The following is a 26,914-nucleotide window of genomic DNA, read 5'->3' on the forward strand; positions in this document are numbered from 1 at the left end:
AAAAATATATATATCGGTAATAAATTTCAGCCGATTCTGCCGGTATTTTGTCAGTATATCGGTTTATCGGTATCGAATATATAAATTTCGTTAAATTTTATAGTTTTTATTTGACAAAACGAAATTTCCGTTTTATACTTGAGATAATAAAAATGTTTTTGATTAGAACAAAAGTTCTAATATAAAATAGATATAAAAGGGGAATCGAACTATGGGCGGCGATGTAAGCCCGATGTTGTCGGTACGGAAAATCTATAAATCTTTCGGTTCCAACGCTGTGCTCAAAGGCATTGACTTGGATGTGTATCCCGGCGACGTGCTCGCGCTTATCGGAGGAAACGGCGCGGGAAAAAGCACACTCGTAAAGACGATTATGGGTATCAAAAAGCCCGATTCAGGCGAAATACTCGTCGACGGGAAACCGCTGCACTTCGGAAATCCGTCGGCGTCTCTCGCGTCGGGTGTTTACCTTATTCCGCAGGAGCCGATGCTCTTCCCGAATATGACGCTCGAAGAAAACGTCGTCATGGGAATCCCCGGTAATAAAAGCGAACTGCACGATCGCTTGACGGATATCGTCTCTCAGCTCGGCTGGAAGCTCGATTTCAACCGCACGGCGCGTACGCTTTCGATTGCGGAACAGCAGCTCGTCGAAATCCTCCGCGGTCTCATGCGAGACGCGCGCGTTATGTTTTTCGACGAACCGACGTCGTCGCTTACGTTTGACGAAGTGAACTCGCTTTTTAAAATCATCAAAGAGCTGCAGAAAAAAAAGGTCAGCGTCATCTATATTACGCATCGGCTCAACGAAGTGTTTGTCATCGCGAACCGTATCGCGCTTTTGATCGACGGCACGATTACGATGAACGGCGACACAAAGGATTTTACGTACGATATGCTGCTCAAAGGGCTTGCTCCCGAAAGCATGAGCAAAGTGCATGTCGAAAATCTTTCAGCCGCTCCGGGAAAACGCGAACTCGTGCTTTCTTTGAAAAATTTGAGCGGTTACGGTTTCGCCGACGTGAACCTTGACGTGTATTCGGGCGAAGTGCTCGGCATGACGGGTGTCGTCGGCGCGGGAAAGACCGAACTTGCGACGACCGTATACGGACGCGATAAAGTGCTCGGCGGAAAAGTGTATTTGAACGGCGAAGACATCACCGGCTTAAAGACGAAGCGGATCATCGAAAAGGGCATCAACTATCTTCCCGAAGACAGATTTTTAAACGGTATTTTCAAATTGACGACGGTGCGCAACAATATCACGCCGGTCAGGCTTGCGAGCTTAAAGCAGATCCTCATCAATACGGCGCGCGAAAAATTGCTTGCCGAAAAATACATATCGGGCTTTCATATCAAAGTGACCGACGATACGCAGGAGATGGGTTCCCTTTCCGGCGGCAACCAGCAAAAGGTTATCATCGGCAGATGCTTTTCGACGAATCCGCGCCTCGTCATCCTCGACGAACCGACGCGCGGCGTAGATGCGGGAGCGAGGAGCGATGTATACGCGATCATCAACGAATTGAAAAAAACGGGCATAGCGATTTTGCTCATCAGTTCCGATATGGAAGAGATCGTCGCGATGAGTGACCGCGTCGTCACGATGTATCGCGGCAGGATCAATCACGAATTCGCAAAAGACGAAATCAACGAAGACGCGCTGATGGCGGCATCGTTCGGTGTAGAACAGGAAAAGGTGGGATAAATGCGGCGCATGTCTTTTAATCGATTTTTCAAAATGAGAAGCCTTTCTTCGCTCATCGTCACGGTCGTACTGTTTTTGCTCGTCGGCATCGTCAATCACGATTTTCTTGCCGCGCGGAATCTTATGCAGACGGTCAATTCGAGCGTCGTGTTTGCTCTGTTATCGATCGGGATCGCCTTTGTGCTCATCATCGGTGAAATCGACGTTTCGGTCGGAGCGGTCATGGGGCTTGCTTCCGCCGTGAGCGCGAGCTTGATCCGCGACGGCTCTCCGTGGGCGCTCGCGATTTTTGCCGCAGTCGCTATCGGCATCGTGTGCGGCCTTATAAACGGTTTCGGACTCGTCTACCTCGGCATTCCTTCCATCATCATGACGCTCGGCGTAAACGGCGTCGTGCGCGGACTCATCTACGTGTATACGGGCGGCAAGTGGGTGGAAAACGTCCCGTTCGCATACAAAGCGTTGAGCCAGGCAACGCTTGGCGGCATTACGTGGTTTTATCTTGTAACGATTGCGATTGCGATCGGAGGTTCTGTGCTGTTGCGCCGCGTTTCTTTAGGCCGCAATTTTTACGCGGTCGGCGACAACGTCGGAGGAGCCGAACTCATCGGTATTCCGGTAAAGCGGACGAAGATAAGCGCGTTCGTTTTGTGTTCGCTTTTCGCGTCGATTGCCGGATGCATCTATGTGAGCCGCATCGGATTCGTAACGCCGATTGCGGGAAACGGCTACGAGATGAAAGCGATCGCAGCCTGCGTGCTCGGCGGTATCAGCCTTTCGGGCGGCGTCGGCTCTCTGTTCGGCGCATCTATCGGAGCGATCATTATGGCGTCGATCGACCGCATCCTCGTGTTTTTGAAATTTTCTTCCGACTACGACAGTACGATTACGGGCATCCTGTTGATAACGATCGTTACGGTAGACGGTCTTTTGGAACATCATTCGATCGAAAAAGCGCGCAAAGCGCGGCTTTTGGCAAAGACGGCGGAAGAGGGGAGCAGATAATTTATGGAAAAGAAACGATTTACTTTTACAAACGAATTGCTGCTCGTCGCCGTCATCGCGTGCGAAATCGTTTTGTTCGGCATCTTGAATCCGCGCTTTTTGCGCCCGATGGTATTGCTCGGTTCGATCAACGATTTTATTTCGATATGTATCATTTCGCTCTTTGTGACGATGGTCATCATCGCAGGCGGCATGGACATTCAAGCCGGTTCCATCGTCGGTCTCACGTCGATCGTCGTCGGTGTCATTTTCCAAAGCGGCGTGAACGTGTATGCCGCCTGCCTCATCGCAGTTGTCGCAGGAGCGCTGTGCGGTCTTTTGAGCGGCTTTATCATCGCCTATGCGAGGGTTCCACCCATGGTCGTAACTCTCGGCGGTTCGTTTTTATATTCGGGTATGGCGATTTCGATCACGCGCATTGCAAAAGTCGAACTCTACAAAGGCATCAGCGGTTTTCCTTCCGCGTTTACGGCCTTTACGCAGTTCCGCTTTTTCGGCATCGTTCCGTCGCAGATACTGCTCTTTATCGCGATCGCGTTTATCGCTTATTTTATTCTGCACCGTACGAAGTACGGCCGCTATGTGTACCTCTGCGGTATCAATCCGAACGCCGCGGAATTTTCCGGCATCAATACGAAGTTTATCGTGATGACGACATACGCGCTTTCCGGTATCGGCTCGGCGATTGCAGGCATCGTGCTTACGTCGTACCTCGGCACGGCAAAAGCGGATTTCGGTAAAGAGCTCACGCTTCCGATCATTACGGCTGTCGTGCTCGGCGGAACGGCGATCACCGGCGGTACCGGTACGATTTTAGGAACGGCACTTTCGGCGCTCGTCATCGGCATTATGCGTTTCGGTTTATCGATGGCGGGATTGAACACGCAGTACCTCGACATACCCGTCGGCATACTGCTGCTCATCATCGTCGCGTCGCGAGGGCTTTCAGCGCAGGGTTTTTCGCTGAAATGCATTGTCGGAAAATTCCGTCCGGAGTGCACGCGGCGGACGGCGGGAGAATTTAGTGCTGCGCAAAAATAATTTTTCGAAATGCCCGTTTTTGAAAAATTATTAATAAATAAAACTGCCAGACGACGAAAAATATCAGGAGGTATTTATGAAAAAACTGTTGTCGATCATGTTGGCGGCGCTTTTGGTCGGCTCGTTTGCATTTGCGAACGGCGCGAACGAAGGCGGCGGTGGTTCGAAAAAAAACGTTGTTGTCGTGTTCATTCCGAAAATCAGCGGCAACGCTTTTTTTGAAGTGGCAAACGAAGGCGCGCAAAAACTTGCAAAGCAAGTCGGCTTTACCGTAAAGTATGACGGCAGTCCCGATGCTGCGGTCGCGAATCAGGTCAATATCATCAACAATGCGATTCAGCAGGGTGCGGATGCGATTTCGATTTCGACCGTCGATGCGGCCGGCGTTGATCAGGCTCTGAAAGCCGCGCGCAAAGCGGGACTCGCGGTTATGACATGGGATTCCGATTCAAATCCCGACGCACGCTTGCTTATGACAAGTCAGGGTACGCCCGATATACTCGGTAAGATGCTCGTCGACATGGGCGTCGCTTCTTTGAAAGAGAGAGGCAAAAATCCCGACGCGGATACGATCAAATACTGCTGGCACTATTCGCAGGCGACGGTCACGGATCAAAACTCGTGGCACGTAGCGGGTGAGCAGTATATCCGTCAAAAATATCCGAAATGGGTCAACGTCGCTCCTTCCAATTACTATTCGAATCAGGATGCCGAGCGCGCAATCACCGTCGGAGAAGCCGTCCTTTCCGCGCACAAAGACATCGACTTGATCATCTGTAACGATTCGACCGCTCTTCCGGGCCAGTGCCAGGCTGCGCAAAACCTCGGACTCAATCAAAAGAACGTGACGATCACCGGTTTTGCAACTCCGAATGCGATCAAAGATTACTGCCGCGCAGGTATCCTCACCCGCTGGGGTTTGTGGGACTGCGGTATCCAAGGCGCGATTTCCTGCTATCTCGCATACTGGGCTGCGACCGGTCACAGCATGAAAGTCGGAGATACGATCGATATCCCGACGATCGGTACCGTAAAAGTCGAACCGAACACCGTGCTCGATCCGAAAGCCTATACGGCAAACGATTCCGGCGTCGTGCTCCTTCCCGAGCGCGCCGTATTTACCAAAGAAAACATGGACAAATATAATTTCTAAATCGAAATTATAACGCGTAGTAAAACCGGCGCATGATTCGTTTCGTGCGTCGGCTTTTGTCGATCAGGGAAGGGGACTGTCTCAAAAATCGGTTACTTTTTCGACAGCTCCGTAACTTTACACATTATTGCTATCGATTTTAATAATTTTAGGAATACACTATGGCAGATTTAGACGGTTTGAAAATCGCTCACGATTATCACACGGATGTCCGTTTCGCCGTTGACGGATCCTTTTATGTAAAAGGTGCCGGAAACCTCGACTGGGGCATGAAAAAACATTTATCGAATATCTTCAATCCCAAAAGCGGCAACACCGTGATGTTTGCATTCGACCACGGTTATTTTATGGGTTCCGTTTCGGGGCTCGAACGCCTCGACCTTTTGATTCCGCTTCTCAATAATCACGTCGACGTTCTCATGGCAACCAGAGGTGCACTGCGTACCTGTGTACGCCCTGACTGCAAAAAAGCCATCGCGCTCCGCGTGTCTTCCGGTTCGTCCATGGTGCAGGACGATTTGAGTCACGAAGTCGTTGCGGTCGATATCGAAGATGCGATCAGAATGAACGCGGACTGCGTCGCCGTTCAAACCTTTATCGGCGCCGACGGTCAGCTCGAAAGCATCGACAACCTTTCGAAGACGATAAACGCAGCTATGCGCTACAGCATACCGACGCTCGGCGTCGTTGCAGTCGGAAAAAATATGGAACGCACGGGGAAATATTTTAAACTTGCAACGCGTATCGTTGCGGAACTCGGCGCAAATATCGTAAAGACGTATTATTGCGAAGAGTTTGACGAAATTGCCGCGGCCTGTCCCGTACCGATCGTCGTCGCCGGCGGTAAAAAGTTGCCTGAAAAAGAAGCGCTCGAAATGGCGTATCACGCAATACGCGACGGCGCTCACGGACTCGATATGGGACGAAATATTTTCCAAAGCGCGCATCCGGTTGCAATGGCCGATGCGATCGGAAAAATCGTTCACAGAAAATTTACCGACAAAGAAGCGTTCGAATTCTATACCGAACAGATCAATAGAAAATAAGCGAAAGATTTTGTGAACCCGCCGCGCGAAGCGCGACGGGCTTTTTTTATGTGTGTTTAGTTGACAATTATTTATGGAAAGATTTTTAGGGATATCGGAAGTCGCGCTTCCCGTCATCGTCATGATCGCAATAGGGGCGTGGGCGCGGAAAACGAAATTCTTAAGCGAAAGCGGTATCGAAGAAATCAAATCGCTCATTGTAAAAGTGTGTCTGCCTGCTGTACTCTTTGCAGCCTTTTATAATATGCGCTTTACGTGGAGGGAATCACTCACGCTCGGCGTATTTGCTCTGATGAATCTTGCAGCGTTCGCGTTCGGAATCCTTGTATGCGCTCTTTTTAAAATTAAAACGCCCGTTGCGCCGTTTATGTGCGCGACGATAGAAGGAGGGTCGATCGGCTATGCGCTTTTTATGTTGCTTTTCGGACAAAGCGATCTGTATCACTTTGCGCTCTTCGATGCGGGAGGCGCCGTCACACAGTGGGCGGTCATCATCTCGATTCTGCAGCTTCGTATAAAAGGAAAGCTCCGCGCTTCCGAACTTGCAAAATCGCTTGCGACTCCGGTGAATATCGCGATCCTTGCAGGCATACTCTGCTCCGTAACCGGCTTCGGGCAGTATCTTTCGTCGACACGAGCAGGGAGTATTTTCGAAGACGTTTTGAATTTTGTCGGAGCACCCGTCGGACCGATTATTATCATGACGGTTGGTTACGGACTTACTTTTTCGAATATCGAATGGAGCGATACGCTGAAAACCGTTTTAGCGCGCATGCTCGTCTTTGCACTTTTTATGGGCGGTATCGTCTATTATATTGTCGGCCGGATGTACCCCTCCGATCCGCTGTATCGTTTCGGTGCCGTCCTGTATTTTATCATGCCGCCGACATATGCGTACGGCGTATTTGTAAACGGAAAAGATGAAAGTGCTTTTTTGAGCGCGTATTTGGCGCTCTATACGCTCATTACGATTTTCGGCTATATCGTGCTTGCGTCTTTTGTCGTGTGAGCCTTTTAATACTATGCCGTTCTCACTACTATCCGCACGAATAAAAACGACCGCGCGTCGTGCGCGGCCGCATCTCCTGTATAGTGCATCGGTTTGCCTTTCAATCTGTCTTCGGCATGACCGCATGCAAGGCGCAGCTCGTTTGCAATTACAGCGAAACAGTATCGCGCGCCGTACCGCCCGCTCTTACAGCGGGATATTGCCGTGCTTTTTCAAAGGCGTGTCCATGCTGCGCTTTCGCGCGAGTATTTCAAAGCTCCGTGCGATGCGCTCGCGCGTTTCCTGCGGTTCGATCACTTCGCTGACATAGCCGCGCTTTGCCGCGATTTTCGGCGTCATTATCTCCGTTTTATATTCTTCCGACTTTGCCGCGACTTCGGCCGCCTTCGACGGATCTTTGAGTTCTTTTGCGTACAAAATGCCGATTGCGCCTTCCGCACCCATAACCGCGATTTCCGCTTTCGGCCACGCGTATACGTAATCGGCGCCGAGGTGTTTCGAACACATCGCGATGTATGCGCCGCCGTACGCTTTGCGCGCGATGACGGTCACTTTCGGAACGCTCGCTTCGCTGTACGCATAGATCACTTTTGCGCCGTGCCGGATGATGCCTTTTTGCTCTTCCTGCGGACCGGGGATAAAGCCGGGAACATCGACGAATGTTAAAAGCGGTATACCGAAAGCGTCGCAGTAACGGACGAAGCGCGCGATTTTGTCGCTTGCATCGCAGTCGAGAACGCCGCCGACGCCCATCGGATTGTTTGCGACGATGCCGACGGATTTGCCTTCGATCTTCGCAAAGCCCGTGACGCAGTTTACCGCAAATTCTGCCGACGTTTCAAAAAACGAATCGTCGTCGATACAGCAGTTGATGATTTCGCGGATATCGTAACCGGCACGCGGGTTTTCGGGGATGATTTCTTCGATGCGCTTCGCTTTTTTCTTCGCGTCGAATTTGTATTTTTCGTTTTGTGTGAGATCGTCACCGAAATAGTGGGGGATGTAGTCGAGCAGCGCGCGCACTTTTCGATAGCAGTCGTTTTCGCTTTCACAGCGGAAATGCGCTACGCCCGATTTTTTCGAATGGATCGCCGCTCCTCCCAAATCTTCCGACGAAATATCCATAAACATAACCGATTTGACGACTTTCGGTCCGGTGATAAAGAGTTCGCTTATCTTGTCGATCGCAAAGATAAAATCGGTGATGCCCGGCGAATACACGGCGCCTCCCGCGCAGGGGCCTGCGACGATCGAAATCTGCGGCACCGAACCGGATGCGCGGACGTTTTGATAAAAGAGGTCTCCGTAGCCGCACAGCGCGTCGACACCTTCCTGAATGCGCGCTCCGCCGGAATCGTTTATACCGATGACGGGGCACCGCGCTTCGATCGCTTTATCGATGAGTTCGGCGATTTTTTTGCCGTGCATGAGACCGAGCGAGCCACCCTGCACCGTAAAATCCTGAGCGTATACCGCGACCGTCCTTCCGTTTATCTTTCCGAATCCGGTAATGACGCCGTCATAGGGCAGATCCTTCGTTTCCATGCCGAAGCTCGTGCAGTTATGGCGCACACCCGAATAGATTTCCATAAACGAATTTTCATCGCACAGAGCGCGAATCCGTTCTATTGCGTGGAGTTTTCCTTTTTCGTGTTGTTTTTCGACATTGTATTCCATAAGACATTCCTCGTTTCAAAATAATGTGAGCGTATATTTTATGATACTCCATCATTTCCGTGTTGTCAATATGACAAAAATCAATTTTATGTCAAAATCGCATCGCAATCACTGTCGAAAATTCGAAGCTTTCAACAAACCGATGAATGCCCGTAAACTGCGATCGGAGAAGCGTATTGAGTCACATAAACCTTATCGATGGGCGACGCGTCATGTCGATAAGCCCGTCCTAAAACCGCGCCTCATTTCCGCCGATAATGATAATCGAAACACGCTGTAAAAATTTTCAACGGAGTTGTCATGTTCGTTTTTTCGATCGATAAAAGAATCAGCTGCGCCGCCTTGTGCGCTTTTATATACGGCGCGCTGCTTTTCCCCCAAGCGGCGGGAAGAGGTGCACCCTCCGAAAGTCCCGAAAACGAAACGCTTATCACGCGGGGCATAGAGCCTGAAGTTTTATCGTTTAAATACAAAAAAGGCGATTCATATCGAACGCTTTCAAAAGTCCACGAAGACGTTTTTGTCAACGGCAGAAAAAATCACCGTGCGGAAATCGTAACGCGCATTTCCGCAAAGATTACCGACGTACATGCCGACGGAAGCGGTGTTTACGAAGCGACGTTTATGTCGTCCGAAAATTCGACGAACAGTACAAACGGCACGCACTTTTCATGGGGTGACGAATACAAAAGCGTATTTACGCGAAGCGCGCGCGGCGTATACGCGATGGACGATATATATTTTATGCCTGTCGTCCGCGACTGCCCGATCTTTCCCGCGACTCCCGTCAAACCCGGCGATACGTGGAAGGCCGAAGGGCATGAGGCGCACGATCTTCGCCGCACTTTCGCGCTGCAAAAGCCGTTCAAAGTTCCGTTTACCGCTTCGTACGGCTACAAAGGCATTGTTAAAAATTCCGACGGCAGAATTTTCAACGTCATCGACGTGCAATACAATCTGTATTTCGAAAGTCCGAAAATCGATGTACGAAAAGGCGATATTTCGGCTCGCACGGCGGAACTGTTGAATCGCCCGAAAATCACGATGGGATATTCGCATCAAACGCTCTACTGGGACAACGAGAGGGGCGAAATCGATCACTATCATGAAAATTTTAAAATCGTTATCGAAACCTACTACGGCGACACGTTTACGTTTCAGGGAACGGCGGAAGCGGAAGTAACCGAATTCGAGCGCGTCAACGACGACAACACGATGCAGAAAATTCAGGACAGCGTCGCGAAGCTCGGACTTGAAGACGTATCGGTAAAAAAAGGCGAAAAAGGATTGACGATCAGCCTTGAAAAAATTCAATTTCTTCCAGATTCCGCCGTCCTCCGCGAAAGTGAAAAACGAAAACTCGAAAAGATCGCCGATATCTTAAAATCGTATAAAAACGATCTGCTCGTTACGGGGCATACCGCGCTGCGCGGAAACGAAAAAGCGCGGCAAATGCTTTCCGAAGAACGCGCGCAGTCCGTCGCCGATTATCTGATCACCCTCGGTGTGCGCGATTCGTATCACGTGTTTACGCAGGGAAAAGGTGCGGCCGAGCCGGTCGCAACAAATCAAACCGAAGAAGGCAGGTCGCGAAATCGCCGCGTCGAAATCACCATCATGGACGAATAGCGCGCCGTCCGTTTGCAATCAACTTACAAGCGTTTTTTCGTCGGCAAGCGCATCGAGGATCGATGAGAAAACGGCAAAGCTTTCGGGAGTCAGTGTCCGTTCGGTATCGTCTTTCGTGTTTATCAGCCGCCACGTTCGGGGTACCATCGATTGCAATTTTAATAATTTTTCTTTCGCTTCGGTATCGCTTTTCGCATCGACGGTATGATTGACGATATAGTTTTCGAGAGTTTTTTCTTTTATGAGAGATGAAAGATATGTATCCGCTTCGTCTTCCGGCAGCATCGTTACGGCGACGGCGGGAATGCCGCATGCGATAAAACCCGCGTTATCGCTGTATGCAAACGGAAGCGTAAGCCATCTCCGCGAAGCCGAACGGCGCAAAAGCTCTTCGGCGCGGTCTTCGAGAGCTGCAAAGCGCATTCGAAATCCGTACGATACGGAGAGCGGTAAAATCGTTTTGCGAAGAATCGGAATCGTGCCGCGGCCCATGCAGTCGAACACGTATACGTCGTCGTTTGTGATGCCGAGCCGTTTAAAAAGAGACGCAAGCGAAAACGCGCCTTGACAAGCGACGCCTCCGGAAGAGAACTCTTCGCCGTCCGAAAAAAGCAGACGGACGTTGTGAAAATCCAAGCGGCTCTGCAAACGCTGCGCCCAATCCATGAGACAAAAATTCGCCGCGCTGTTGTCGTTCGCTCCGGGACTTCCGAGAGTACGGTCGTAGTGCGCGATCACCGTTTTGATTCTGAACTGAGGATTATACTGCGATGTCGGAAATTTAACGTATACGTGATTTTTCCCCGCGACGGGCATCACGACGCTTTCAACGCCGCGCTCTGCAAGGTAGGAGCGGATAAACGCGCATCTGTCGCAGCCGTCTGCGATATAGTCGGAAAATCCTGCGGAAAGGAAATTCATAAGACGAGTATAGCATAAAAAAAAGCCGGAGTGCATCACTGCAGCCGGCTTTCCGATTTTCGATATAAAACGCGGCGAACCGGCTACCGGCTATCTCCGCCGTTATCAAATCTCGGACGGCGCGGCGGGCGTTCTTCTGCGACGTTGACACGCACGCGGCGGCCGTCGATCTCTTTGCCGTTCATGTCGGCGATCGCTTTGTCTGCGGCAGCTTCATCCGTCATTTCGATAAAGCCGAAGCCCTTTGACTGATCAGTAAAGCGGTCTTTAATAATTACTGCTGAAGCGACTTCACCGAAAGAAGCGAAGCTGTTTTTCAGAGTATCCTCCGTTGTGGCATAGTTAAGGTTGCCGACGTAAATTTTTTTGGACATATACGATGTTCCTCTTGCCGAATACGGCATTTTTTATTTGCTGATGCCAGCTGCAATCTGCGTTTTCTGAATACCGTAATCTGAAGAAACATACATTCATACGAAATAAAGCTTTATCAGAACTGTCTTTAGAGAACCAGAATCATATTAAAATTAGTAGAAAAAATAAACCGTGTCAAGTATGCGATTCGCCTGCCGTACTTCGACAGCCGAACATGCATACACATCCGCCCTAGTCCAAAATCGCGCTGCCCGTATACAGACGGTAATAGCGGCCGCCGGAAGCGATGAGCTCATCGTGCGTACCGCGCTCGATAATCGTCCCATGTTCCAGCACGACGATTTCATCCGCATTGCGGACGGTGCTGAGGCGGTGCGCGATGACGAACACCGTCCTGCCCTTCATAAGGCTGTCCATACCTTTTTGAATGAGCATTTCGGTTCTCGTGTCGATCGAACTCGTCGCTTCATCGAGGATGAGCACCGGCGGATCGGCGACGGCAGCGCGCGCGATCGCAATGAGCTGCCTCTGCCCTTGGCTCAAATTTCCGCCGTCGCCCGAAATGACGGTATCGTAACCCTTTTCAAGCCTCCGGATAAAAGCGTCCGCATTTGCAAGGCGGGCCGCAGCGATAATCTGCGCATCGCTTGCTTCCAAATTGCCGTAAACGATATTGTCGCGTATCGTTCCGGAAAAAAGATGCGTGTCCTGCAGTACGATACCGAGTGAACGGCGCAGATCCTCTTTTTTAATTTTATTGATCGGAATGCCGTCGTACGTGATGCTGCCCGAATCTTCTGCGACGTCGTAAAAGCGTGTCAAAAGATTTATCACCGTCGTCTTTCCGCTGCCGGTTGAGCCGACGAGCGCGATTTTCCGTCCGGGCAAGGCGCGCATACGGATGTCATGCAAAACAGTTTTTCCTTCGTCATAGCCGAAACTCACGTGATCGAAGGCGACATCGCCTCGCAGTCGTATCAATTTCGTGTCGGAGGGATCTTTCCACGCCCATTCGCCGGTATATGCGAAAGACTGCACGAGCTGCGTTTTTCCGATTTTATCGCGCGCTTCACATGCGTTGACGAGGCACAGTTTTCCTTCGTCGGCTTCGCCTTCTTCATCGATAACAGCGAACACCCGCTCCGCACCGGCGAGCGCGTTCAATATTCCGTTGAACTGCTGACTCATCATCGTAATCGGCCGGCTGAAATTTCGCGTGTACTGCAAAAAGGCGGCTATGGAACCCAAATCGAGTTTGCCGCCGATGACGAAGAGCGCACCCGCGACTGCGACGAGCGCGTACTGAACGTGAGAAAGATTTCCCATAAGCGGCATGAGTATACCCGCGTAAGCATTCGCGCGGGTCCCCGAAGCGCAAAGTTCACCGTTGAGCGAAGCGAAAGAAGCGATCGCTTCGCATTCGTGATTGAACACTTTGACGACGCGCAGCCCTTCGATAAGCTCTTCGACATAGCCGTTTACCCGTCCGATATTTTTTTGCTGATCGCGGAATGCGCCCGCGCTCTTTTTTCCGACAAAAGCGGCGAGCAGCATGATGAGCGCGATCGAAGCGACGGCAATAAACGTGAGCACGGGACTCAGTACGATCATCATTGCAAATATGCCTGAGACGGTAAGGGCGGACGAAAAAAGCTGTCCCAAACTCTGACTGAATACATCGCGCAGCGTATCGATATCGTTCGTAAAGCGCGACATGATTTCGCCGTGCGTACGGGTATCGTAATATTTTATCGGGAGCGTTTCAAGTTTTTCAAACAAATCGCTTCGGATGCGGAAAAGCACGTCCGACGAAATATGCAGCATGATACGAGAACTGCCCCATGAAGCGAAAGAGCCTGCGACGAAAATCGCAAAAACGAGGACAAGCATTTTAATAAATTTTGTTAAATCGGGATCCATTTTTCCGATGAGCGGAATGATATAATCGTTGAGAGCGGGTTTTATCGCATACGAACTTACGACGCTCGCTGCGGCGTTTACGGCGATAAGGATGAAAACCGCGATCCACAGCGCTTTGTATTGCGCCATATAAGACGCGAGCCGCTTCAATGTCGTGCGCACGTGTTTCGGCTTCGCATAGCCTTTTTTTTCGAATCGTCTTGCTTCCGGCATCCCCTACTCTCCGACCGTCCGCTGTGATTCGTACACTTCTCTATAGATCGCATTCGACTTTAACAATTCTTCGTGCGTGCCGAAACCGCTTATTTTCCCTTCGTCGAGTACGAAGATGATGTCGGCGTCCCGCACCGATGAAATGCGCTGCGCGATGATGATCTTCGTCGTCTCAGGATGCGAAGTTTTCAAAGCGGAGCGTATACGCGCTTCGGTCGCCGTATCGACCGCGCTCGTGCTGTCGTCGAAAATCAATATTTTCGGATTTTTCAACAATGCGCGCGCAATACACAGCCGTTGCTTTTGCCCGCCGGAAATATTGACGCCGCCCTGTCCAAGAACCGTATCGTAACCCAACGGAAAAGATTCGATAAAACCGTCGGCATCCGCCGCTTTGCACGCCGCAACGATCGCTTCATCGCTCGCCTCTTTATCGCCCCACTTGAGATTTTCTTTTATCGTACCGCTGAACAATACGTTTTTTTGCAGCACCGTCGAAACGCCGTCGCGGAGAGAAGTCAAATCGTAGCGTCTTACATCTTCTCCTCCAACCCTTACCGCACCGGCACTTACATCGTACAGGCGGGGAATAAGCGAAACGAGCGTCGTCTTCGAAGAGCCTGTACCGCCGATGATGCCTGCGACTTGACCGCTTGCAATGTGCAGGCTGACGTTTTCAAGGGCAAAGCTGCCTGCCTTTTCGGAATAGCGGAACGATACGTTTTCAAAATCGATCGAACCGTCTTTAATAATTTTTAGGCCGGCAGCGGGAGATGCGACGGAGCTTTTTTTATCGAGCACTTCGTTTATGCGCGCGATCGACGCACGGGAAAGCACGAGCGAAACGAAAATCATGCCCAGCATTAAAAGCGACATAAGTATCTGCGTGATATACGAAAGAAAACTTACGAGCTCTCCCGTTTTCATATCGCCTGCAATTATCATATTGCCGCCGAACCACAGAGAAGCGATAATCGTACTGTACACGGTCATCTGCATGACCGGCCAAATCCACAAAACAACTTTTTCCGCCGAAACCTGCGCACGTCTTACGGCGTCCGCCGAAGAAGCGAATTTTTCGCATTCGAATTTTCCGCGCACAAAAGCTTTTACGACTCGGATCGCGATGAGATTTTCCTGAATGATCGTATTGAGCGCATCGTATTTTGCAAGCATTTTTCCGAATCGAGGATACGCTTTCGAAGAAACGAAGGCGATGGCGATTATTAAAATCGGAATCGAAACGAGAAAAATCGAAGCGAGGCGGCGATTTATAACGTATGCCATAACCGTACCCGATATGAGCATAAAGGGAGCGCGCACACTCGGGCGGATGAGCGTCTGATACACGTTTTGTGCATTCGTCACGTCGACGGTAAGACGTGTGACGAGTGAAGCCGTTCCGAACTCATCGATATCGGCAAAGGAAAAATCCTGCACGTTTGCAAAAAGCTTTCGCCTGAGGTTGTGGGAAAATCCCTGAGAGGCGGAAGCCGCAAAAAAGGCTCCGGCCGTACCGCACAAAAGCGAAACGATCGCACAGCCTATCATAATGCCGCCGGTACGCACGACATAAGCGATATCGCCCTGAGCGATACCTACGTCGATGATGCGCGACATGATGTACGGAATCACCGTCTCCATGACAACCTCTCCGATCATCGTGAACGGCGACAAACACGTATATGCAATATATTTTTTTTCAAGCCCTCCGGTCAGATTCTTCAGCGTCGGCATGACTGAAAGTATAGCACGGCAAAAAATATTTTACCACAAGAACGAATTGTGCTATACTCGCCGTATGGACAGACAAGCACTGCACGACAGCATCGCGCTCCACACCGAAATGACATTCGCCCGATCGAGCGGAGCCGGCGGACAAAACGTAAACAAAGTCAACACGAAAGTACACGCATCGGTAGCGCTCGAAAAAATCGAAGGCTTGTCGGAAGCGGAGCGGTCTCTCGTCATACAGCGTCTGGCAAAAAGCATACATGCGGGCGTCATCTCCGTCGACGTGCAGGACGAACGCGTTCAGGAGCGGAACAGAAAAATCGCGCTCTCGCGCATCGAAGCGAAAATTGCGGCAGCGGCGCGGATCGAAAAAAAGCGGCGAGCGACATGCCCAACAAAGGCTTCGCGCGAACGGCGCTTGAAGATAAAAAAACTGCGCGCGGACATTAAAAAGAACAGAGGAAAAGTACGGATGTGAAAAATATTATGGGAAACGATCACATTTCCCCGTGCTCGTCATTCGAACCGCGCGTCCGAAGCGTTCCGTCTTCTTTAATAATCTTTTATAAAAGTGCTTCCAAAAATTCGTTGAGAAATAAAAGCCCTTCTTTTGTAAGCGCATAAAAATGCGAACCGTTTTTTTCGTAACGCAAAGCCAAGCCCCTCCCCTCCCACGCTTTAAAGAGAGCTTCCGCCTTTTCGGGAAAGGCGCCGAATCGCGCTTCGTAGGTTTCACGACAGATGCCGCGCGTCATCCGAAGTCCCATCATAAAAAATTCGAAGGCTTCCGTTTTTTTTTCTATATATTCGACTGAAAAAGGAAGCTCGTCGAAGCCGCGCTCCGTACACACTTGTGCCGTACGTTTTTTTTCCCTCTGTTCCGCACGCAATTGTGCTGTGCGGAAATCGTCCGAAAAAAAGGCAGGTGCGCGTAAATCGTCCGCATCGATTTTTTTGCTTTTCCAAAATTGCACGTACGATCCGATATCGCGCGTGTTTGTAAGCCGTACCGACATATCATTTCCGTAAAACGTTCCCGTCGCACCGGCTCCTATTCCCGCATAGCTTTCAAGATTCCAATACGCGAGATTGTGCAGGCACTCGCTGCCTTTTTTGCAAAAATTCGACACTTCGTACTGTTCGTATCCCGCACCGCACAAAAAATCGCGCCCCGAAATCCACAGCGCATCGGACGCATCGATGTCGCACCGGATCTTCCCGCTTTCGATTTCCGCGTAAAGCGGCGTACCCTCTTCGACGGTGAGCGAATAAAGCGAAATATGATCGGGTGCATACGAGAGGAGCGTCTGTAAACCCGAAGCGAACGATGCATCGCTTTCTTCGGGAAGACGGGCAATCATATCGACCGAGAGAGCATGCGGCCTGTTTTTGTCAAAAAGCGAAAGCGCCCGATACACATCGTCCGCGCGGCTCCGCCTCCGCACGCGGCAAAGAGATGAGTCGCTGAACGATTGGATGCCGCACGAAATGCGCGTCACACCCGAAGCGGATGCCGCGTCGAGAAGGCTTTCCGTTACGTCGGAAGGATTCACTTCCATCGTCACTTCAAGCGGCACCTTGCGGGATATTTTTAACAATCCCGAAAAGAGAAAATCGATTTGCTTTTCGGAAAGCAGGCTCGGCGTTCCGCCTCCGACATAGATCGTCTTCCACGAATCGATATCGCAGAGCGAAGCCGTAAATGCCGCTTCGTTCAAAACAGCGGCAATATATTCGTCGTCGATTTTCTTTGCACACGGTACGCTGAAAAAATCACAGTAGGAACACTTCGAAACGCAAAAGGGAATATGCACGTACAGCGGAAAGGATGCGCTCATGAATTTACAAAAGGCGGAATTTTGCAAACGGAAAATACACGGCGAGCCCTTTCGCTTTTATGTCCTCAAGGCGCACCGCACCCCACAAACGGGAATCGAGGGCGCTCGTGCGGTTGTCGCCGAGCACAAAGTATTCGCCGCTTCCGAGCGTGCGCGCTTCAAAACTGCCGCTAACGCCGATCGCGTTATCCCAATCGGAGGGCACGGAAACGATGTGTACATTATAGAGCTTTTCGGAGCGTTCGAATTCGGTGAGAAAATGACTGTCCCCCGCAGGCCGAACAAAGACAACGTAACTCTTCATATAAATGGTATCGCCGGGCAAAGCGACGATCCGGCGGATTTCAGGCTGCTCCCTTGCCGTATCGTTTGCAAAAAGCGAATACTGCTGTGCGGTAAAAAATCTTGCCACCGCGTCGGCGGCCGTTGCAAAAGCGGACAAAGGAGAAGCTGCACGGGATTTCAGCATAACGACATCGCCCCGCAAAAGATTGTTCACGATCGGTGTAAATATAGCACACGAATCGGAAGGGATATCGGGCTGCATCGAAACCGAGCGGGAACGGACGGTAAAAACGGCAAAAGTGCGCACGAGGGAAATGCCCGCAAAGATTATCAGTAAAAAAAGAATCACCGAAACGATCGTGCGTCGGCGCTGCTTTTTTACTTCGAAAGAATAGTCGTACAGCTTTTGCTTCATGCGTGTAACATAACATAAACGCCGCGAGTTTACAATATACAGGCTATTTCATATAATGGAAAAGGTATGGCTGACGGAAAAAAGATCATTGCGGAAAACAGAAAAGCCCGCTTCAATTATTTTATCGAAGACTCGATCGAATGCGGAATCGAACTGCACGGTTCCGAAGTCAAATCGATAAAAGCGGGCAATCTCTCGTTTCCCGACGGCTTTGCGGAAATCAAAGGAGGCGAAGTGTGGATGCAAAATCTGCACATCACCGAATACGCGTATTCGTCGGCGTTTACCCCTGCTCCCGATCGGCCGAAGCGGCTTTTGCTGCACAAAGAAGAGATAAAGCGCCTCGCGCGGAAAACCGAAGAAAAAGGATACACGCTCGTTCCCCTCGAATTTTATTTGAAAGGCGGCCGCGTCAAAGTAAAGCTCGGCGTCTGCAAAGGGAAAAAACAGTACGATAAACGCGATACGATCCGCGCTCGGGACATGGACAGGGAAGCCGCGCGAGAGTTCCGCAGGGAGATAAACGGCTGATGAGGAGTGCCTTACGCCGTGCTGCGGCGGTGTTTATCGTATCGCTCGCCGCATTCGCAGCTCAAAGCCAATCTTCCCGCTCCGTCGATTTTCTCGGCGTCATATCGTCCGATACTGATGCCAATATGATCCAAATGACGGAAACCCTCTACCTCACGCAGCTCGGCGAAGTGCCCGGTATTTCGGTTATCGACAGAAGGCAAAGCGGTTTTGTCGAAGCGTACAAAGCGCAAGGCACCCCCGACTTTTCAAAAGCCGCCTCCCCTCTTGCGTTTTATGCGCTCATCGGCAAAAAAGATTCGTCCGGCGGAAAGTGGGACTGTACGATCTGCATCGCCGACATACATGCGAACGATATTAATTCGTATACCCAAACCTACGATTCGTATTATAAAATTCTCATGGAATCGAAAACCTCTCTGCGCTCGATATTCGAAAGCCTTTTGAACAAGCAAAGCCCGAAAGCTGCCGACGGAATAAACGACTCGAATATACCCGATGACCGAAGTCCTGCTCTTTCAACCGATTCGATCGCGGGAACATGGAGCGGCGAAGACTATATCGACAAAATCGTCATTCTCAGAGGCGGACGCGGCTTTATCATCTACAAAAACGGAGCGACGATGAACATTTCGGTTTCGGTTGCCGGAAAAGAAGTTACCGTAACGCAGGCGGGAAAATCGAACGCGTCGTTTTTTCCGGAACTGCCGCGCGAAGCCGCCCTCCTTGCGGCAACGGACGCTCCGCCTCTTACATGGAAACTCACCGTACAGAACAATGCGACGCTGTCGGGCATAAAAACGACGCTCATAGAATCGGACGACGGTATCGCCTTAGGCGATGTGCGCGTCGAGTGGAAACGGAAGTGATTGCGCGAATGTACGACAGGGGTGCGGGGAAATTTTGATAAAAAATTGTATGCTTCGGAGAATTATGCGGGCACAGATAGAAGGATAAACAAATAAGAAAACACAACGAAATAAATTTTATCTGAAAGAATTTTCGCCATATAATATAATGAGAAAAGCTTGAAGGAAACGTTGGACGGACACTTTGAAACTTCACTTTGCATGACTTGTTCTTGACAAGATAAACCTGCCGACATATATTCAATAAAAGTCTTAGGAGGATTTTATGAAAAAGAAATTTGGTATACTTCTTTTTTCATGCCTGTTAGCGCTTTTACTTACAAGCTGTGACGAAGTTTTATCTGTCGTGACTGCCAATGAAAGCGACGAAAAAATTGTGAATAATTATGTTTCTATGTTTGACGATACCGTTTATGACGAAAGTATCTCCCTAAAATCATGGCACAATATCGGTATTTTCACAGAAGAAAAAGTTGTTCAAATGGATGACTTGCTTTTCAAAATCGAAAATAAAAAAGAAAACCTTGTCGTCTTAGGGGATAAAGATGCTGCCGTTGAAATACGTTTTTTTGAAGGTGGCTATAAATACACGCTTTTCAGTTCAATGGACTCATTGAACCTTATGTTTAATTTTTAGTTTCGGAGGGAAAAATGGAAAAATGCTTTAATTTTTTTATACTGAGTTTTGCAGTACCACTGCTTGTTGTTTCTTGCGCAAAAAAGCCGCTTACCCTTGATGATACTACATCAATGAAAACTTTGCTCAAGGCAAGCGACAAAGAAATAACAGAACTTGTCATAAAAGAAGCAGCAGAAAAAGGAGATATAAACCCTAAAGATCTAAATATTGAGTATATTTTGCGTGATAAAGAAAGTCAGACTATTGTTGTAAAGAGCAAGATAAACGAAAGTAAGTAAATAGCGTCTCCCCTTTCCCCTTTCGGCAAAAATCAGGCCGACAAGCCGTTCCCCCGCCCCCATACAGTCCGGCAGCACGCGAAATCCCTTCGCCGCGCCGCCGAACTGTCGTTTCTGTTACAAACCGCTTACTTTGCCGCGTTTTTTCCCGCGATGCGGCCGAACACGATGATGTCGGCGATCGCGTCGCTGCCCAAGCGGTTTTTACCGTGGACGCCTCCGGTCACTTCGCCCGCTGCATACAAACCGGGGATCACCGTACCGTCGGTTTTTATGACTTGCGCTTGGCTGTTGATTTTGACGCCGCCCATCGTGTGGTGCACTGCGGGTACGGCTTTCAAAATATAAAACGGCGCTTTTTCGATCGGGAAGGTCAAGCTGCGTTTATTGAATTCGGGATCTTTGCCCTCTGCGACGTAGCTGTTGTAGCGGTTTACGGTCGCAATCATCTCGTTCGCATCGATGCCGAAAAACTCCGCCGCTTTTTCAAGCGTATCGGCTTTTACCAAAAGCTTATTTTTGTACAGATAAGCGATTTCAGCCGCGTGGTTTTGTTCCAGATGGCTTTCGTCGTATCCTTTTTGATCGATGATTTCATAGCAGCAATGTCCCGTCTGCGCTTTGATCGCCATGGACATAACGTCGCGCCGTCCGAGTTCTTCGACAAAGCGCTTGCCTTCTTTGTTTACGATAACGCTGTGGCCGTAGAGGCGCGCGTCGTCGAAATACAAAAGCGTGCCCGTAAGCGGATCGCATATCGGATAGGTTTGGATATACTGCATATCGACGAGGGCAGCTCCGATTTTTTCGGACATTACGATACCGTCGCCCGTGCTGCCGACCGTATTCGTCGAAAGGATATTTTCATCGACGGCGGGATTGTATTTTTTGCGCATGTCGAGGTTCGATCCGAAGCCGCCGGTTGCGAGCACGACGCCTTTTTTCGCATAAAACGTGTAGTTCGTCGTCTTGCTTTCAGCCGAAACTCCGGTAACACGTCCTTTCGCATCCTGCACGAATGCGACTGCGGGCGTATTGTACACGATGGGGATGCCGAGTTTTTCCGCTTTGGCGAGCATCTTGGTGATGAGTTCTTTGCCGCTCGCGCCTAACGGAATCAAACTGCGTTTTACCGAATGCCCGCCGAAAAACATCAGCGAATTTTCCCATACGACGCCGCACTTGTCCCTCAGCCATTCCGCGCCGGCAAGCGCATTCGACGCGACAACGTGTACGAGTTCGGGGTTATTGATATTGTCGCCGCCTTTCATTATATCTTGTTCGAAGCGAGAGACGCTGTCTTCGATGCCGTCTCTCTTTTGAAGCCAGTTGCCCGGAGCTGCCATTTCGGCTCCCGAGATGAGCGTATTGCCCCCGGCCATCGGCATCTTTTCCAAAACGATAACGTCCGCGCCCGCTTCTTTCGCTTCGATTGCGGCTGCAAGTCCCGCGCCTCCCGCACCGATGACGATGACGTCGTGCGTTTCCGTTTTTTTCTGCTTCGCCTTAGTCGCGGTTGTTGCAGCAGCTTTTTTATTCGCTTTCAGTTCTCCGCCCGCCTGTGCGACTGCCGCGTTCACGGCCGTAAGGAAACCTTTCGATGTGAGCGTGCAGCCCGAAACCGTATCGACTGCCGTGCTGTTCGATTTTATTACCGCCGCTTTAAGCGTATCCATCGCCGTGTCGAAGCCCGGCGTTTCTTTGTGCGAAAGCACTTTGATATCGGCGATCGCGTTCTTTTTGACGGTAACCTGTACCGTTATCTTTCCGCCCTTGCCGTCTCCCGTTCCGGTATATGTTCCGTTTTTCATAGAAGCGCTTTGCGGCCACGCCGTAAACAAAACCGTCGAAGCGAAAACCGCCGCGAACAGTCCTTTTAAAATCTTCTTCATATTTTTTCCTCCATCGTGTATATACATTCGTAAACCGCACGTATGTTATGCAGTATAAGCGTATCATAATACTCAGTCGTTTTATTGTCAAACGGACGAATACACAACCGGTATTTTTTTTATTAATTAATAATATCCGTTCCTCGATATACCGTATACAGCCGCGCCTTACAGGATCGATTTCGCTTTTGAGACGATGTTGTCGGCGGTGATGCCGTATTCGGCAAGGAGTTCGACCGTTTGCCCCGACTGTCCGAATCGATCGTCGACCGCAACGTGCGCCATCTTTATGTCTCCCTTACCGAGGAGCGCATAAGATGCCGCTTCGCCGATGCCGCCGAAACGGTTCGCTTCTTCACACACGAGGATCCGTCCGCCGCAACCGAGCGTTTCACTTGTGATCGTATCGGTGTCGAGCGGTTTAATCGTGTGGATGTTCAGCACGGAAGCTTCGATGCCGTCGGACGCGAGCTGCTCGGCCGCTTCGAGGGCGAGCGGCGTCATAATACCGGTTGCGACGATGCAGATATCCTTGCCGGAACGCAGGCTCTGCGCTTTTCCGATTTCGAACGGTGTGTCGCAAGAAGTGACGATCGGCATGGGTTCGCGCGATGTACGGATATACACGGGTCCCTTTAAATGATAAGCCGCTTCGACGATCCGCTTTGCCTGATTGTAATCGCATGGACTCAACACCGTCATATTCGGAACTGCGCGAAGCGCGGCGATATCCTCTATGCACTGATGTGTGCCTCCGTCGCCCGCAGGCGTGATGCCCGAATGACTTCCGGCGATTTTTACGTTCGCTTTGCTGTATGCCGCCGCATTTCGGATAATTTCAAACGCTCTTCCGGCAGTAAACATTGCAAACGAAGATGCGAAGGGCACGTAGCCGACTTTCGACAAGCCGACGGCCATACCGATCAAATTCTGTTCGGCGATACCGGTTTCGATGTAGCGGTCGGGAAACTCTTTTTGAAAAGTCAAAGAACCGGTCGCATGTCCCAAATCCGCGTCGAGGACAATCACATCGGAATATTTTTTGCCGAGCTCGACGAGGCCGTCGCCGTAGCCCTGCCGTGTTGCTTTTTTTTCGCTCATATCAGTCCTCCAATTCTTTAAGCGCCTTTTCAAGCTCGTCGCCCGAAGGAGCTTTTCCGTGCCAGCCGAGTCCGTTTTCCATAAACGAAACGCCCTTGCCTTTGATCGTATCGCAGATAACGGCGAGCGGCTTTCCGTCTTCACGGTGATCGAGCGCGGAAAGCAGCGCCTCATAATCGTGTCCGTTCGCCTCGCACACGGCAAAACCGAATGCGCGGAATTTTGCCGCAAGATCGCCGAGCGACATAACCGTATCGACAGGGCCGTCAAGCTGCAGGTGATTGTTGTCTACGAGCACGGTGAGATTGTCAAGGTGATAATGAGAAGCGGCCATAAAGGCTTCCCACGCAAGACCTTCCTGCAATTCTCCGTCGCCGGTGAGCACGTATACGCGGTTCGGCTTTTTTGCCAAACGGAAACCGAGCGCCATACCCGCTGCAACCGATATGCCTTGTCCGAGGGAACCGGTACTGCAGTCCACGCCGGGACATTTATTGCAATCCGGATGTCCTTGCAGCATACTGTGCAGTCGGCGGATGTTTTTGAGTTCCGCTTTCGGAAAATAACCCTTATCCGCAAGTATCGCATAGTACGGCGGATTCGCGTGCCCCTTGCTCAGAACAAAACGATCGCGCGCTTCGTCGTTCGGATCGTCCGAAAGTTTCATCTTAGAATAATAAAGGGCAACCATGATATCCGTCGCCGAAAGGGAACCGCCGGGATGACCGGAACCCGCTTCTCCTATCATCCAAACAGTATCGCGTCGGATTTGCTTGGCTTTCTTTTTCAACTCTTCTATCGTCATACTAACCTCTCGATCGTATTCCATTATAGCATATCGATTTACGCTTTTCCGATACTTCCGAACAGCGTCATCTTTTCAATACATACGCGTTTGGTCGCTTCAAGACCGGGGGCAAGCACGGCTCGCGGCGTAAAGCCTTTGCTCTCTTCGTCTTTACCTTCTGCAAAATACTTTTTCGTCGCTTCGGTAAATGCGATTTGACATTCGGTATTGACGTTGACTTTCGATACGCCGAGCGTGATCGCTTTTTTTACCATGTCGGCGGGAATGCCCGATCCTCCGTGCAGCACGAGCGGCAGATCGCCCGTCTTCGCCTGAATGGCTGCAAGTACGTCGAAATCCAAGCCCTTCCATCCGGCCGGATATTTTCCGTGAATATTGCCGATACCCGCAGCGAGAAAATCGACACCTAAAGATGCGATACGAGCGCATTCGGCAGGGTCGGCGCATTCGCCGGAATTGATAACGCCGTCTTCTTCGCCGCCGATCGCGCCGACTTCGGCTTCGACGGAAATGCCCTTCGCGTGTGCCTTTTCGACGACTTCGCGCGTTTTTGCGATGTTTTCATCGATCGGATATTTCGAACCGTCGAACATGACGGACGAAAAACCGTTGTCGATCGCATCGAGCGCTTCTTCATAGGTTCCGTGATCGACGTGCAGCGCCACGGGGACGGTGATTTTCAAAAAATTAATAAAACCGCTCACCATGTCGGCAATCGTCCGATAGCCGCCCATGTATTTCGCCGTTCCGCCGGAAACGCCGAGTATGATCGGAGACTTACCTTCCTCCGCCGCGAGTAAAAAAGCGCGGACGCTTTCCATGTTGTTAAGATTGAAATGCCCCACCGCATAACGGCCTTTTTTCGCATCGACGAGCATCTCTTTTGCAGATACCAAAACCATACCAACTCCTATAAAAACTTTTGCAGGATGTTTCAACATCCGAAAAAGTTTTTAGCCGTGCGCGAGCGCGCACACGTTCAATAATCGAGTTTGCAAAATACAGTGTATCGTATGTATACGATTTTTATCGAACCGGTATGTATACACATCTTCTGCAAACATCCGCACAAACTCGAGATAAAAAACGACGGCGATATTTCAGACGGCGCTTTTTATCACAACTCCTATAAAAATAATTTTAATAATTTTTTGATTCGATTATATCGAAATATCTCCGTCTTTCGAAACCTTCGTAAACAGCAAAAGCGAAATGACGGTAAAGACCATCAAAATGGTCGATACGGCGCACGCTTTGCCGTCCGTCCCGCGAGAGACCATCACGTACACACCGAGATTCAACGTTATCGTCTTCGACGAATATAAAATGATCGAAGACGAAAGCTCGGTAATAAGCGTAACCCAACTCATAATTGCACCGGAAACGATACCGCTGAACATCATCGGAACGGTAATGCGCACGAGCGTTTTCGTTTTGCCGGCTCCGAGACTGATCGCCGCTTCTTCGACGGAGATCGGAATCTGTCCGAGAACGGCGACGGAACTTCGAATCGTATACGGAATACGGCGGATACACATCGCGATCACCATGATCATTGCGGTTCCCGTAAGTACCAGCGGCCCTTTGTTGAACGCCATAACCATCGCGATGCCGACGACCGAACCGGGTATGATATACGGCACCATCGACAGCGTATCGATAATATTGTTGATAATATTATAGCGCCGCACGACAAGGTATGAAATCAAAATCGCAAGCACGACGACGATGACGAGAGCGCCGCCGCATATCTTTACGGTATTCCATATAGCCCCGCCCATCGTACCGAACACTTGGCGGTAGCTCATAAGCGAATAGCCTGAGCGGAACATATTGCCTGTCTTCGTCGTATTTTTAAATGAAAGAAAGATGAGATAGACTTGCGGCAAAAGCGAAATGATGACGAGAGCGTAAGCATAAACATGGATCGCGATGCTTGCTAAAAGGCGCGGCTTTTTGCGCTCGATGCGGTGCAGTGCGCTCATCGAAAAACTCGTTCTGTTCGACAGATATTTTTGAAATAAAAATACGATGAGCGTAATTAAAATGGCGATGACGCTTATGGCGGCGGCAAAGCTGTGGTTGATGCTCGTTTCGCCGACGTATTGATTGTATATTTCCACCGGAAAGGTGCGGTAGCCTTCTCCGATCAAAAGCGGAGTACCGAAATCGGCAAGCGAGCGCATAAACACCATGAGAGCGGCGGCGAGTATGGACGGCATACACAGCGGCAATACGATCGTCAAAAATCTCCGCCAGCCGGTGCGTCCCATATTTGCGGAAGCTTCGAGCAGCGAATTGTCGACGTTTTTCAGCGCGCCCGAAACATAGAGGAACACGAGCGAAAAGAGCTTTGTCGACAGCACGAGCAGGATCCCCTTAAATCCGTAGATGTTCGGCAGTACGATATTGAACGCCGACTTCAGAAATTTCGTGATAAGCCCCGAACGGCCGAGCAGCAAAATCCACGAATACGCGCCGATAAAAGGTGCGGACATGGAAGTGAGCACGATCAAAATCTGCAGCATCTGCCGGCCTTTGATTTCGTAGACATTGTACAAGTACGCGAGCGGCACGCCGATAATGAGGCAGATAATCGTAACGCATATCGAAATTTTAAAACTGTTGAACAGCGTAATAAAATAATACGGATCGCTGAAAAACTGTTTAAAATATCCGAGCGTAAACGCGCCTGTCGCGTTGTCGCGGACGGACTGCGTTATGACTTTTAAAATCGGATAGAGCATAAACAGCACGTACAGCGCGAGGATACCCAAACTGACGGCGATCCAAAGATCCGTTTTCTTTGTCTTCAGCATATCGATC

At 50.2% G+C, this 26,914-nt stretch carries 24 protein-coding genes; 12 read left to right on the forward strand and 12 right to left on the reverse strand.

Features of this window, described 5'->3' with window-relative positions; all coding sequences use genetic code 11:
• The first annotated feature begins 211 nt into the window (after positions 1–211).
• The 6 genes from H9I36_RS06970 to H9I36_RS06995 all read left to right on the forward strand — a co-directional run bounded on the left by H9I36_RS06970 (position 212) and on the right by H9I36_RS06995 (position 6,962).
• Entirely contained in the window at positions 212–1,708 is a 1,497-nt protein-coding gene (locus H9I36_RS06970; protein WP_187384646.1) for a sugar ABC transporter ATP-binding protein, read from the forward strand.
• Between the two features lie 33 nt (positions 1,709–1,741).
• Positions 1,742–2,713: an ABC transporter permease gene (locus H9I36_RS06975; protein WP_255422695.1), complete on the forward strand. Its 972-nt coding sequence runs from the start codon at positions 1,742–1,744 to the stop codon at positions 2,711–2,713.
• Between the two features lie 3 nt (positions 2,714–2,716).
• Positions 2,717–3,754 carry an ABC transporter permease gene (locus tag H9I36_RS06980; RefSeq protein WP_187384648.1) on the forward strand — a complete coding sequence of 346 codons (1,038 nt, stop codon included), beginning with the start codon at positions 2,717–2,719 and terminating at the stop codon, positions 3,752–3,754.
• 76 nt (positions 3,755–3,830) lie between these two features.
• Positions 3,831–4,907: a substrate-binding domain-containing protein gene (locus tag H9I36_RS06985; RefSeq protein ID WP_021330428.1), complete on the forward strand. Its 1,077-nt coding sequence runs from the start codon at positions 3,831–3,833 to the stop codon at positions 4,905–4,907.
• 161 nt (positions 4,908–5,068) lie between these two features.
• On the forward strand, positions 5,069–5,953 hold the full coding sequence (gene lsrF, locus H9I36_RS06990) for a 3-hydroxy-5-phosphonooxypentane-2,4-dione thiolase (RefSeq protein WP_187384649.1): 885 nt from the start codon (positions 5,069–5,071) through the stop codon (positions 5,951–5,953).
• Positions 5,954–6,026: 73 nt separating this feature from the next.
• Positions 6,027–6,962, forward strand: a complete 936-nt coding sequence (locus tag H9I36_RS06995) for an AEC family transporter (RefSeq protein ID WP_187384650.1) — start codon at positions 6,027–6,029, stop codon at positions 6,960–6,962.
• A gap of 186 nt (positions 6,963–7,148) precedes the next feature.
• On the opposite strand, the gene H9I36_RS07000 is transcribed toward H9I36_RS06995, so the two are convergent.
• Positions 7,149–8,639, reverse strand: a complete 1,491-nt coding sequence (locus tag H9I36_RS07000; RefSeq protein ID WP_187384651.1) for an acyl-CoA carboxylase subunit beta — start codon at positions 8,637–8,639, stop codon at positions 7,149–7,151.
• 300 nt (positions 8,640–8,939) lie between these two features.
• Here H9I36_RS07000 and H9I36_RS07005 point away from each other — a divergent pair, with 300 nt between their 5' ends.
• Complete coding sequence (locus H9I36_RS07005) at positions 8,940–10,268, forward strand: OmpA family protein (protein ID WP_187384652.1); 1,329 nt, start codon at positions 8,940–8,942, stop codon at positions 10,266–10,268.
• 18 nt (positions 10,269–10,286) lie between these two features.
• Here H9I36_RS07005 and H9I36_RS07010 read toward each other — a convergent pair whose 3' ends face one another.
• The 4 genes from H9I36_RS07010 to H9I36_RS07025 form a co-directional block, all read right to left on the reverse strand.
• Entirely contained in the window at positions 10,287–11,189 is a 903-nt protein-coding gene (locus tag H9I36_RS07010) for a M28 family peptidase (protein ID WP_187384653.1), read from the reverse strand.
• Between the two features lie 83 nt (positions 11,190–11,272).
• Positions 11,273–11,563: an RNA-binding regulator gene (locus H9I36_RS07015; protein WP_187384654.1), complete on the reverse strand. Its 291-nt coding sequence runs from the start codon at positions 11,561–11,563 to the stop codon at positions 11,273–11,275.
• Positions 11,564–11,795: 232 nt separating this feature from the next.
• A complete protein-coding gene (locus tag H9I36_RS07020; RefSeq protein WP_187384655.1) occupies positions 11,796–13,697 on the reverse strand; it encodes an ABC transporter ATP-binding protein in 1,902 nt (633 codons plus the stop codon).
• 3 nt (positions 13,698–13,700) lie between these two features.
• Positions 13,701–15,434, reverse strand: coding sequence for an ABC transporter ATP-binding protein (locus H9I36_RS07025; protein WP_187384656.1), 1,734 nt, complete (start codon positions 15,432–15,434; stop codon positions 13,701–13,703).
• Between the two features lie 64 nt (positions 15,435–15,498).
• Here H9I36_RS07025 and arfB point away from each other — a divergent pair, with 64 nt between their 5' ends.
• Complete coding sequence (gene arfB / locus H9I36_RS07030; protein ID WP_187384657.1) at positions 15,499–15,909, forward strand: alternative ribosome rescue aminoacyl-tRNA hydrolase ArfB; 411 nt, start codon at positions 15,499–15,501, stop codon at positions 15,907–15,909.
• An 85-nt stretch (positions 15,910–15,994) separates the two neighbouring features.
• Here the strand turns inward: arfB and hemW are convergent, their stop codons facing one another.
• Together hemW and lepB are read right to left on the reverse strand one after the other, a co-directional pair.
• Positions 15,995–17,269 carry a radical SAM family heme chaperone HemW gene (hemW, locus tag H9I36_RS07035; RefSeq protein WP_187384658.1) on the reverse strand — a complete coding sequence of 425 codons (1,275 nt, stop codon included), beginning with the start codon at positions 17,267–17,269 and terminating at the stop codon, positions 15,995–15,997.
• A 4-nt stretch (positions 17,270–17,273) separates the two neighbouring features.
• A complete protein-coding gene (gene lepB / locus H9I36_RS07040) occupies positions 17,274–17,969 on the reverse strand; it encodes a signal peptidase I (RefSeq protein ID WP_187384659.1) in 696 nt (231 codons plus the stop codon).
• Between the two features lie 66 nt (positions 17,970–18,035).
• On the opposite strand from lepB, the gene smpB reads away from it, so the two are divergent.
• The 4 genes from smpB (at position 18,036) to H9I36_RS07060 (ending at position 20,287) form a co-directional block, all read left to right on the forward strand.
• Entirely contained in the window at positions 18,036–18,500 is a 465-nt protein-coding gene (gene smpB / locus H9I36_RS07045; RefSeq protein WP_187384660.1) for an SsrA-binding protein SmpB, read from the forward strand.
• On the forward strand, positions 18,500–19,369 hold the full coding sequence (locus H9I36_RS07050; protein WP_187384661.1) for a TP0183 family DNA metabolism protein: 870 nt from the start codon (positions 18,500–18,502) through the stop codon (positions 19,367–19,369). Before smpB ends, H9I36_RS07050 begins: the two co-directional genes overlap by 1 nt.
• Positions 19,370–19,634: 265 nt before the next feature.
• Positions 19,635–20,006, forward strand: a complete 372-nt coding sequence (locus tag H9I36_RS07055) for a hypothetical protein (protein ID WP_187384662.1) — start codon at positions 19,635–19,637, stop codon at positions 20,004–20,006.
• Between the two features lie 14 nt (positions 20,007–20,020).
• Entirely contained in the window at positions 20,021–20,287 is a 267-nt protein-coding gene (locus tag H9I36_RS07060) for a hypothetical protein (RefSeq protein WP_187384663.1), read from the forward strand.
• Between the two features lie 128 nt (positions 20,288–20,415).
• Here the strand turns inward: H9I36_RS07060 and H9I36_RS07065 are convergent, their stop codons facing one another.
• The 5 genes from H9I36_RS07065 to H9I36_RS07085 form a co-directional block, all read right to left on the reverse strand.
• On the reverse strand, positions 20,416–22,179 hold the full coding sequence (locus H9I36_RS07065) for a flavocytochrome c (protein ID WP_187384664.1): 1,764 nt from the start codon (positions 22,177–22,179) through the stop codon (positions 20,416–20,418).
• A gap of 168 nt (positions 22,180–22,347) precedes the next feature.
• On the reverse strand, positions 22,348–23,280 hold the full coding sequence (locus tag H9I36_RS07070; protein ID WP_187384665.1) for a transketolase family protein: 933 nt from the start codon (positions 23,278–23,280) through the stop codon (positions 22,348–22,350).
• A 1-nt stretch (position 23,281) separates the two neighbouring features.
• Positions 23,282–24,085 carry a transketolase gene (locus H9I36_RS07075; RefSeq protein ID WP_187384666.1) on the reverse strand — a complete coding sequence of 268 codons (804 nt, stop codon included), beginning with the start codon at positions 24,083–24,085 and terminating at the stop codon, positions 23,282–23,284.
• A 38-nt stretch (positions 24,086–24,123) separates the two neighbouring features.
• Positions 24,124–24,990 (reverse strand): class II fructose-1,6-bisphosphate aldolase, encoded by an 867-nt coding sequence (gene fba, locus H9I36_RS07080; protein WP_187384667.1) that lies wholly within the window; start codon positions 24,988–24,990, stop codon positions 24,124–24,126.
• 258 nt (positions 24,991–25,248) lie between these two features.
• Entirely contained in the window at positions 25,249–26,907 is a 1,659-nt protein-coding gene (locus H9I36_RS07085; protein ID WP_187384668.1) for an ABC transporter permease, read from the reverse strand.
• Positions 26,908–26,914: the final 7 nt, after the last annotated feature.

The organism is Treponema sp. Marseille-Q4130, from assembly GCF_014334325.1.
Classification (GTDB): domain Bacteria; phylum Spirochaetota; class Spirochaetia; order Treponematales; family Treponemataceae; genus Treponema_D.

Bases quoted from the DNA above. Each gene is read 5' to 3' on its own strand.
- H9I36_RS06970 (WP_187384646.1), top strand. From the start codon at position 212: ATGGGCGGCGATGTAAGCCCGATGTTGTCGGTACGGAAAATCTATAAA.
- H9I36_RS06975 (WP_255422695.1), top strand. From the start codon at position 1,742: ATGAGAAGCCTTTCTTCGCTCATCGTCACGGTCGTACTGTTTTTGCTC.
- H9I36_RS06980 (WP_187384648.1), top strand. From the start codon at position 2,717: ATGGAAAAGAAACGATTTACTTTTACAAACGAATTGCTGCTCGTCGCC.
- H9I36_RS06985 (WP_021330428.1), top strand. From the start codon at position 3,831: ATGAAAAAACTGTTGTCGATCATGTTGGCGGCGCTTTTGGTCGGCTCG.
- lsrF (WP_187384649.1), top strand. From the start codon at position 5,069: ATGGCAGATTTAGACGGTTTGAAAATCGCTCACGATTATCACACGGAT.
- H9I36_RS06995 (WP_187384650.1), top strand. From the start codon at position 6,027: ATGGAAAGATTTTTAGGGATATCGGAAGTCGCGCTTCCCGTCATCGTC.
- H9I36_RS07000 (WP_187384651.1), bottom strand. From the start codon at position 8,639: ATGGAATACAATGTCGAAAAACAACACGAAAAAGGAAAACTCCACGCA.
- H9I36_RS07005 (WP_187384652.1), top strand. From the start codon at position 8,940: ATGTTCGTTTTTTCGATCGATAAAAGAATCAGCTGCGCCGCCTTGTGC.
- H9I36_RS07010 (WP_187384653.1), bottom strand. From the start codon at position 11,189: ATGAATTTCCTTTCCGCAGGATTTTCCGACTATATCGCAGACGGCTGC.
- H9I36_RS07015 (WP_187384654.1), bottom strand. From the start codon at position 11,563: ATGTCCAAAAAAATTTACGTCGGCAACCTTAACTATGCCACAACGGAG.
- H9I36_RS07020 (WP_187384655.1), bottom strand. From the start codon at position 13,697: ATGCCGGAAGCAAGACGATTCGAAAAAAAAGGCTATGCGAAGCCGAAA.
- H9I36_RS07025 (WP_187384656.1), bottom strand. From the start codon at position 15,434: ATGCCGACGCTGAAGAATCTGACCGGAGGGCTTGAAAAAAAATATATT.
- arfB (WP_187384657.1), top strand. From the start codon at position 15,499: ATGGACAGACAAGCACTGCACGACAGCATCGCGCTCCACACCGAAATG.
- hemW (WP_187384658.1), bottom strand. From the start codon at position 17,269: ATGAGCGCATCCTTTCCGCTGTACGTGCATATTCCCTTTTGCGTTTCG.
- lepB (WP_187384659.1), bottom strand. From the start codon at position 17,969: ATGAAGCAAAAGCTGTACGACTATTCTTTCGAAGTAAAAAAGCAGCGC.
- smpB (WP_187384660.1), top strand. From the start codon at position 18,036: ATGGCTGACGGAAAAAAGATCATTGCGGAAAACAGAAAAGCCCGCTTC.
- H9I36_RS07050 (WP_187384661.1), top strand. From the start codon at position 18,500: ATGAGGAGTGCCTTACGCCGTGCTGCGGCGGTGTTTATCGTATCGCTC.
- H9I36_RS07055 (WP_187384662.1), top strand. From the start codon at position 19,635: ATGAAAAAGAAATTTGGTATACTTCTTTTTTCATGCCTGTTAGCGCTT.
- H9I36_RS07060 (WP_187384663.1), top strand. From the start codon at position 20,021: ATGGAAAAATGCTTTAATTTTTTTATACTGAGTTTTGCAGTACCACTG.
- H9I36_RS07065 (WP_187384664.1), bottom strand. From the start codon at position 22,179: ATGAAGAAGATTTTAAAAGGACTGTTCGCGGCGGTTTTCGCTTCGACG.
- H9I36_RS07070 (WP_187384665.1), bottom strand. From the start codon at position 23,280: ATGAGCGAAAAAAAAGCAACACGGCAGGGCTACGGCGACGGCCTCGTC.
- H9I36_RS07075 (WP_187384666.1), bottom strand. From the start codon at position 24,085: ATGACGATAGAAGAGTTGAAAAAGAAAGCCAAGCAAATCCGACGCGAT.
- fba (WP_187384667.1), bottom strand. From the start codon at position 24,990: ATGGTTTTGGTATCTGCAAAAGAGATGCTCGTCGATGCGAAAAAAGGC.
- H9I36_RS07085 (WP_187384668.1), bottom strand. From the start codon at position 26,907: ATGCTGAAGACAAAGAAAACGGATCTTTGGATCGCCGTCAGTTTGGGT.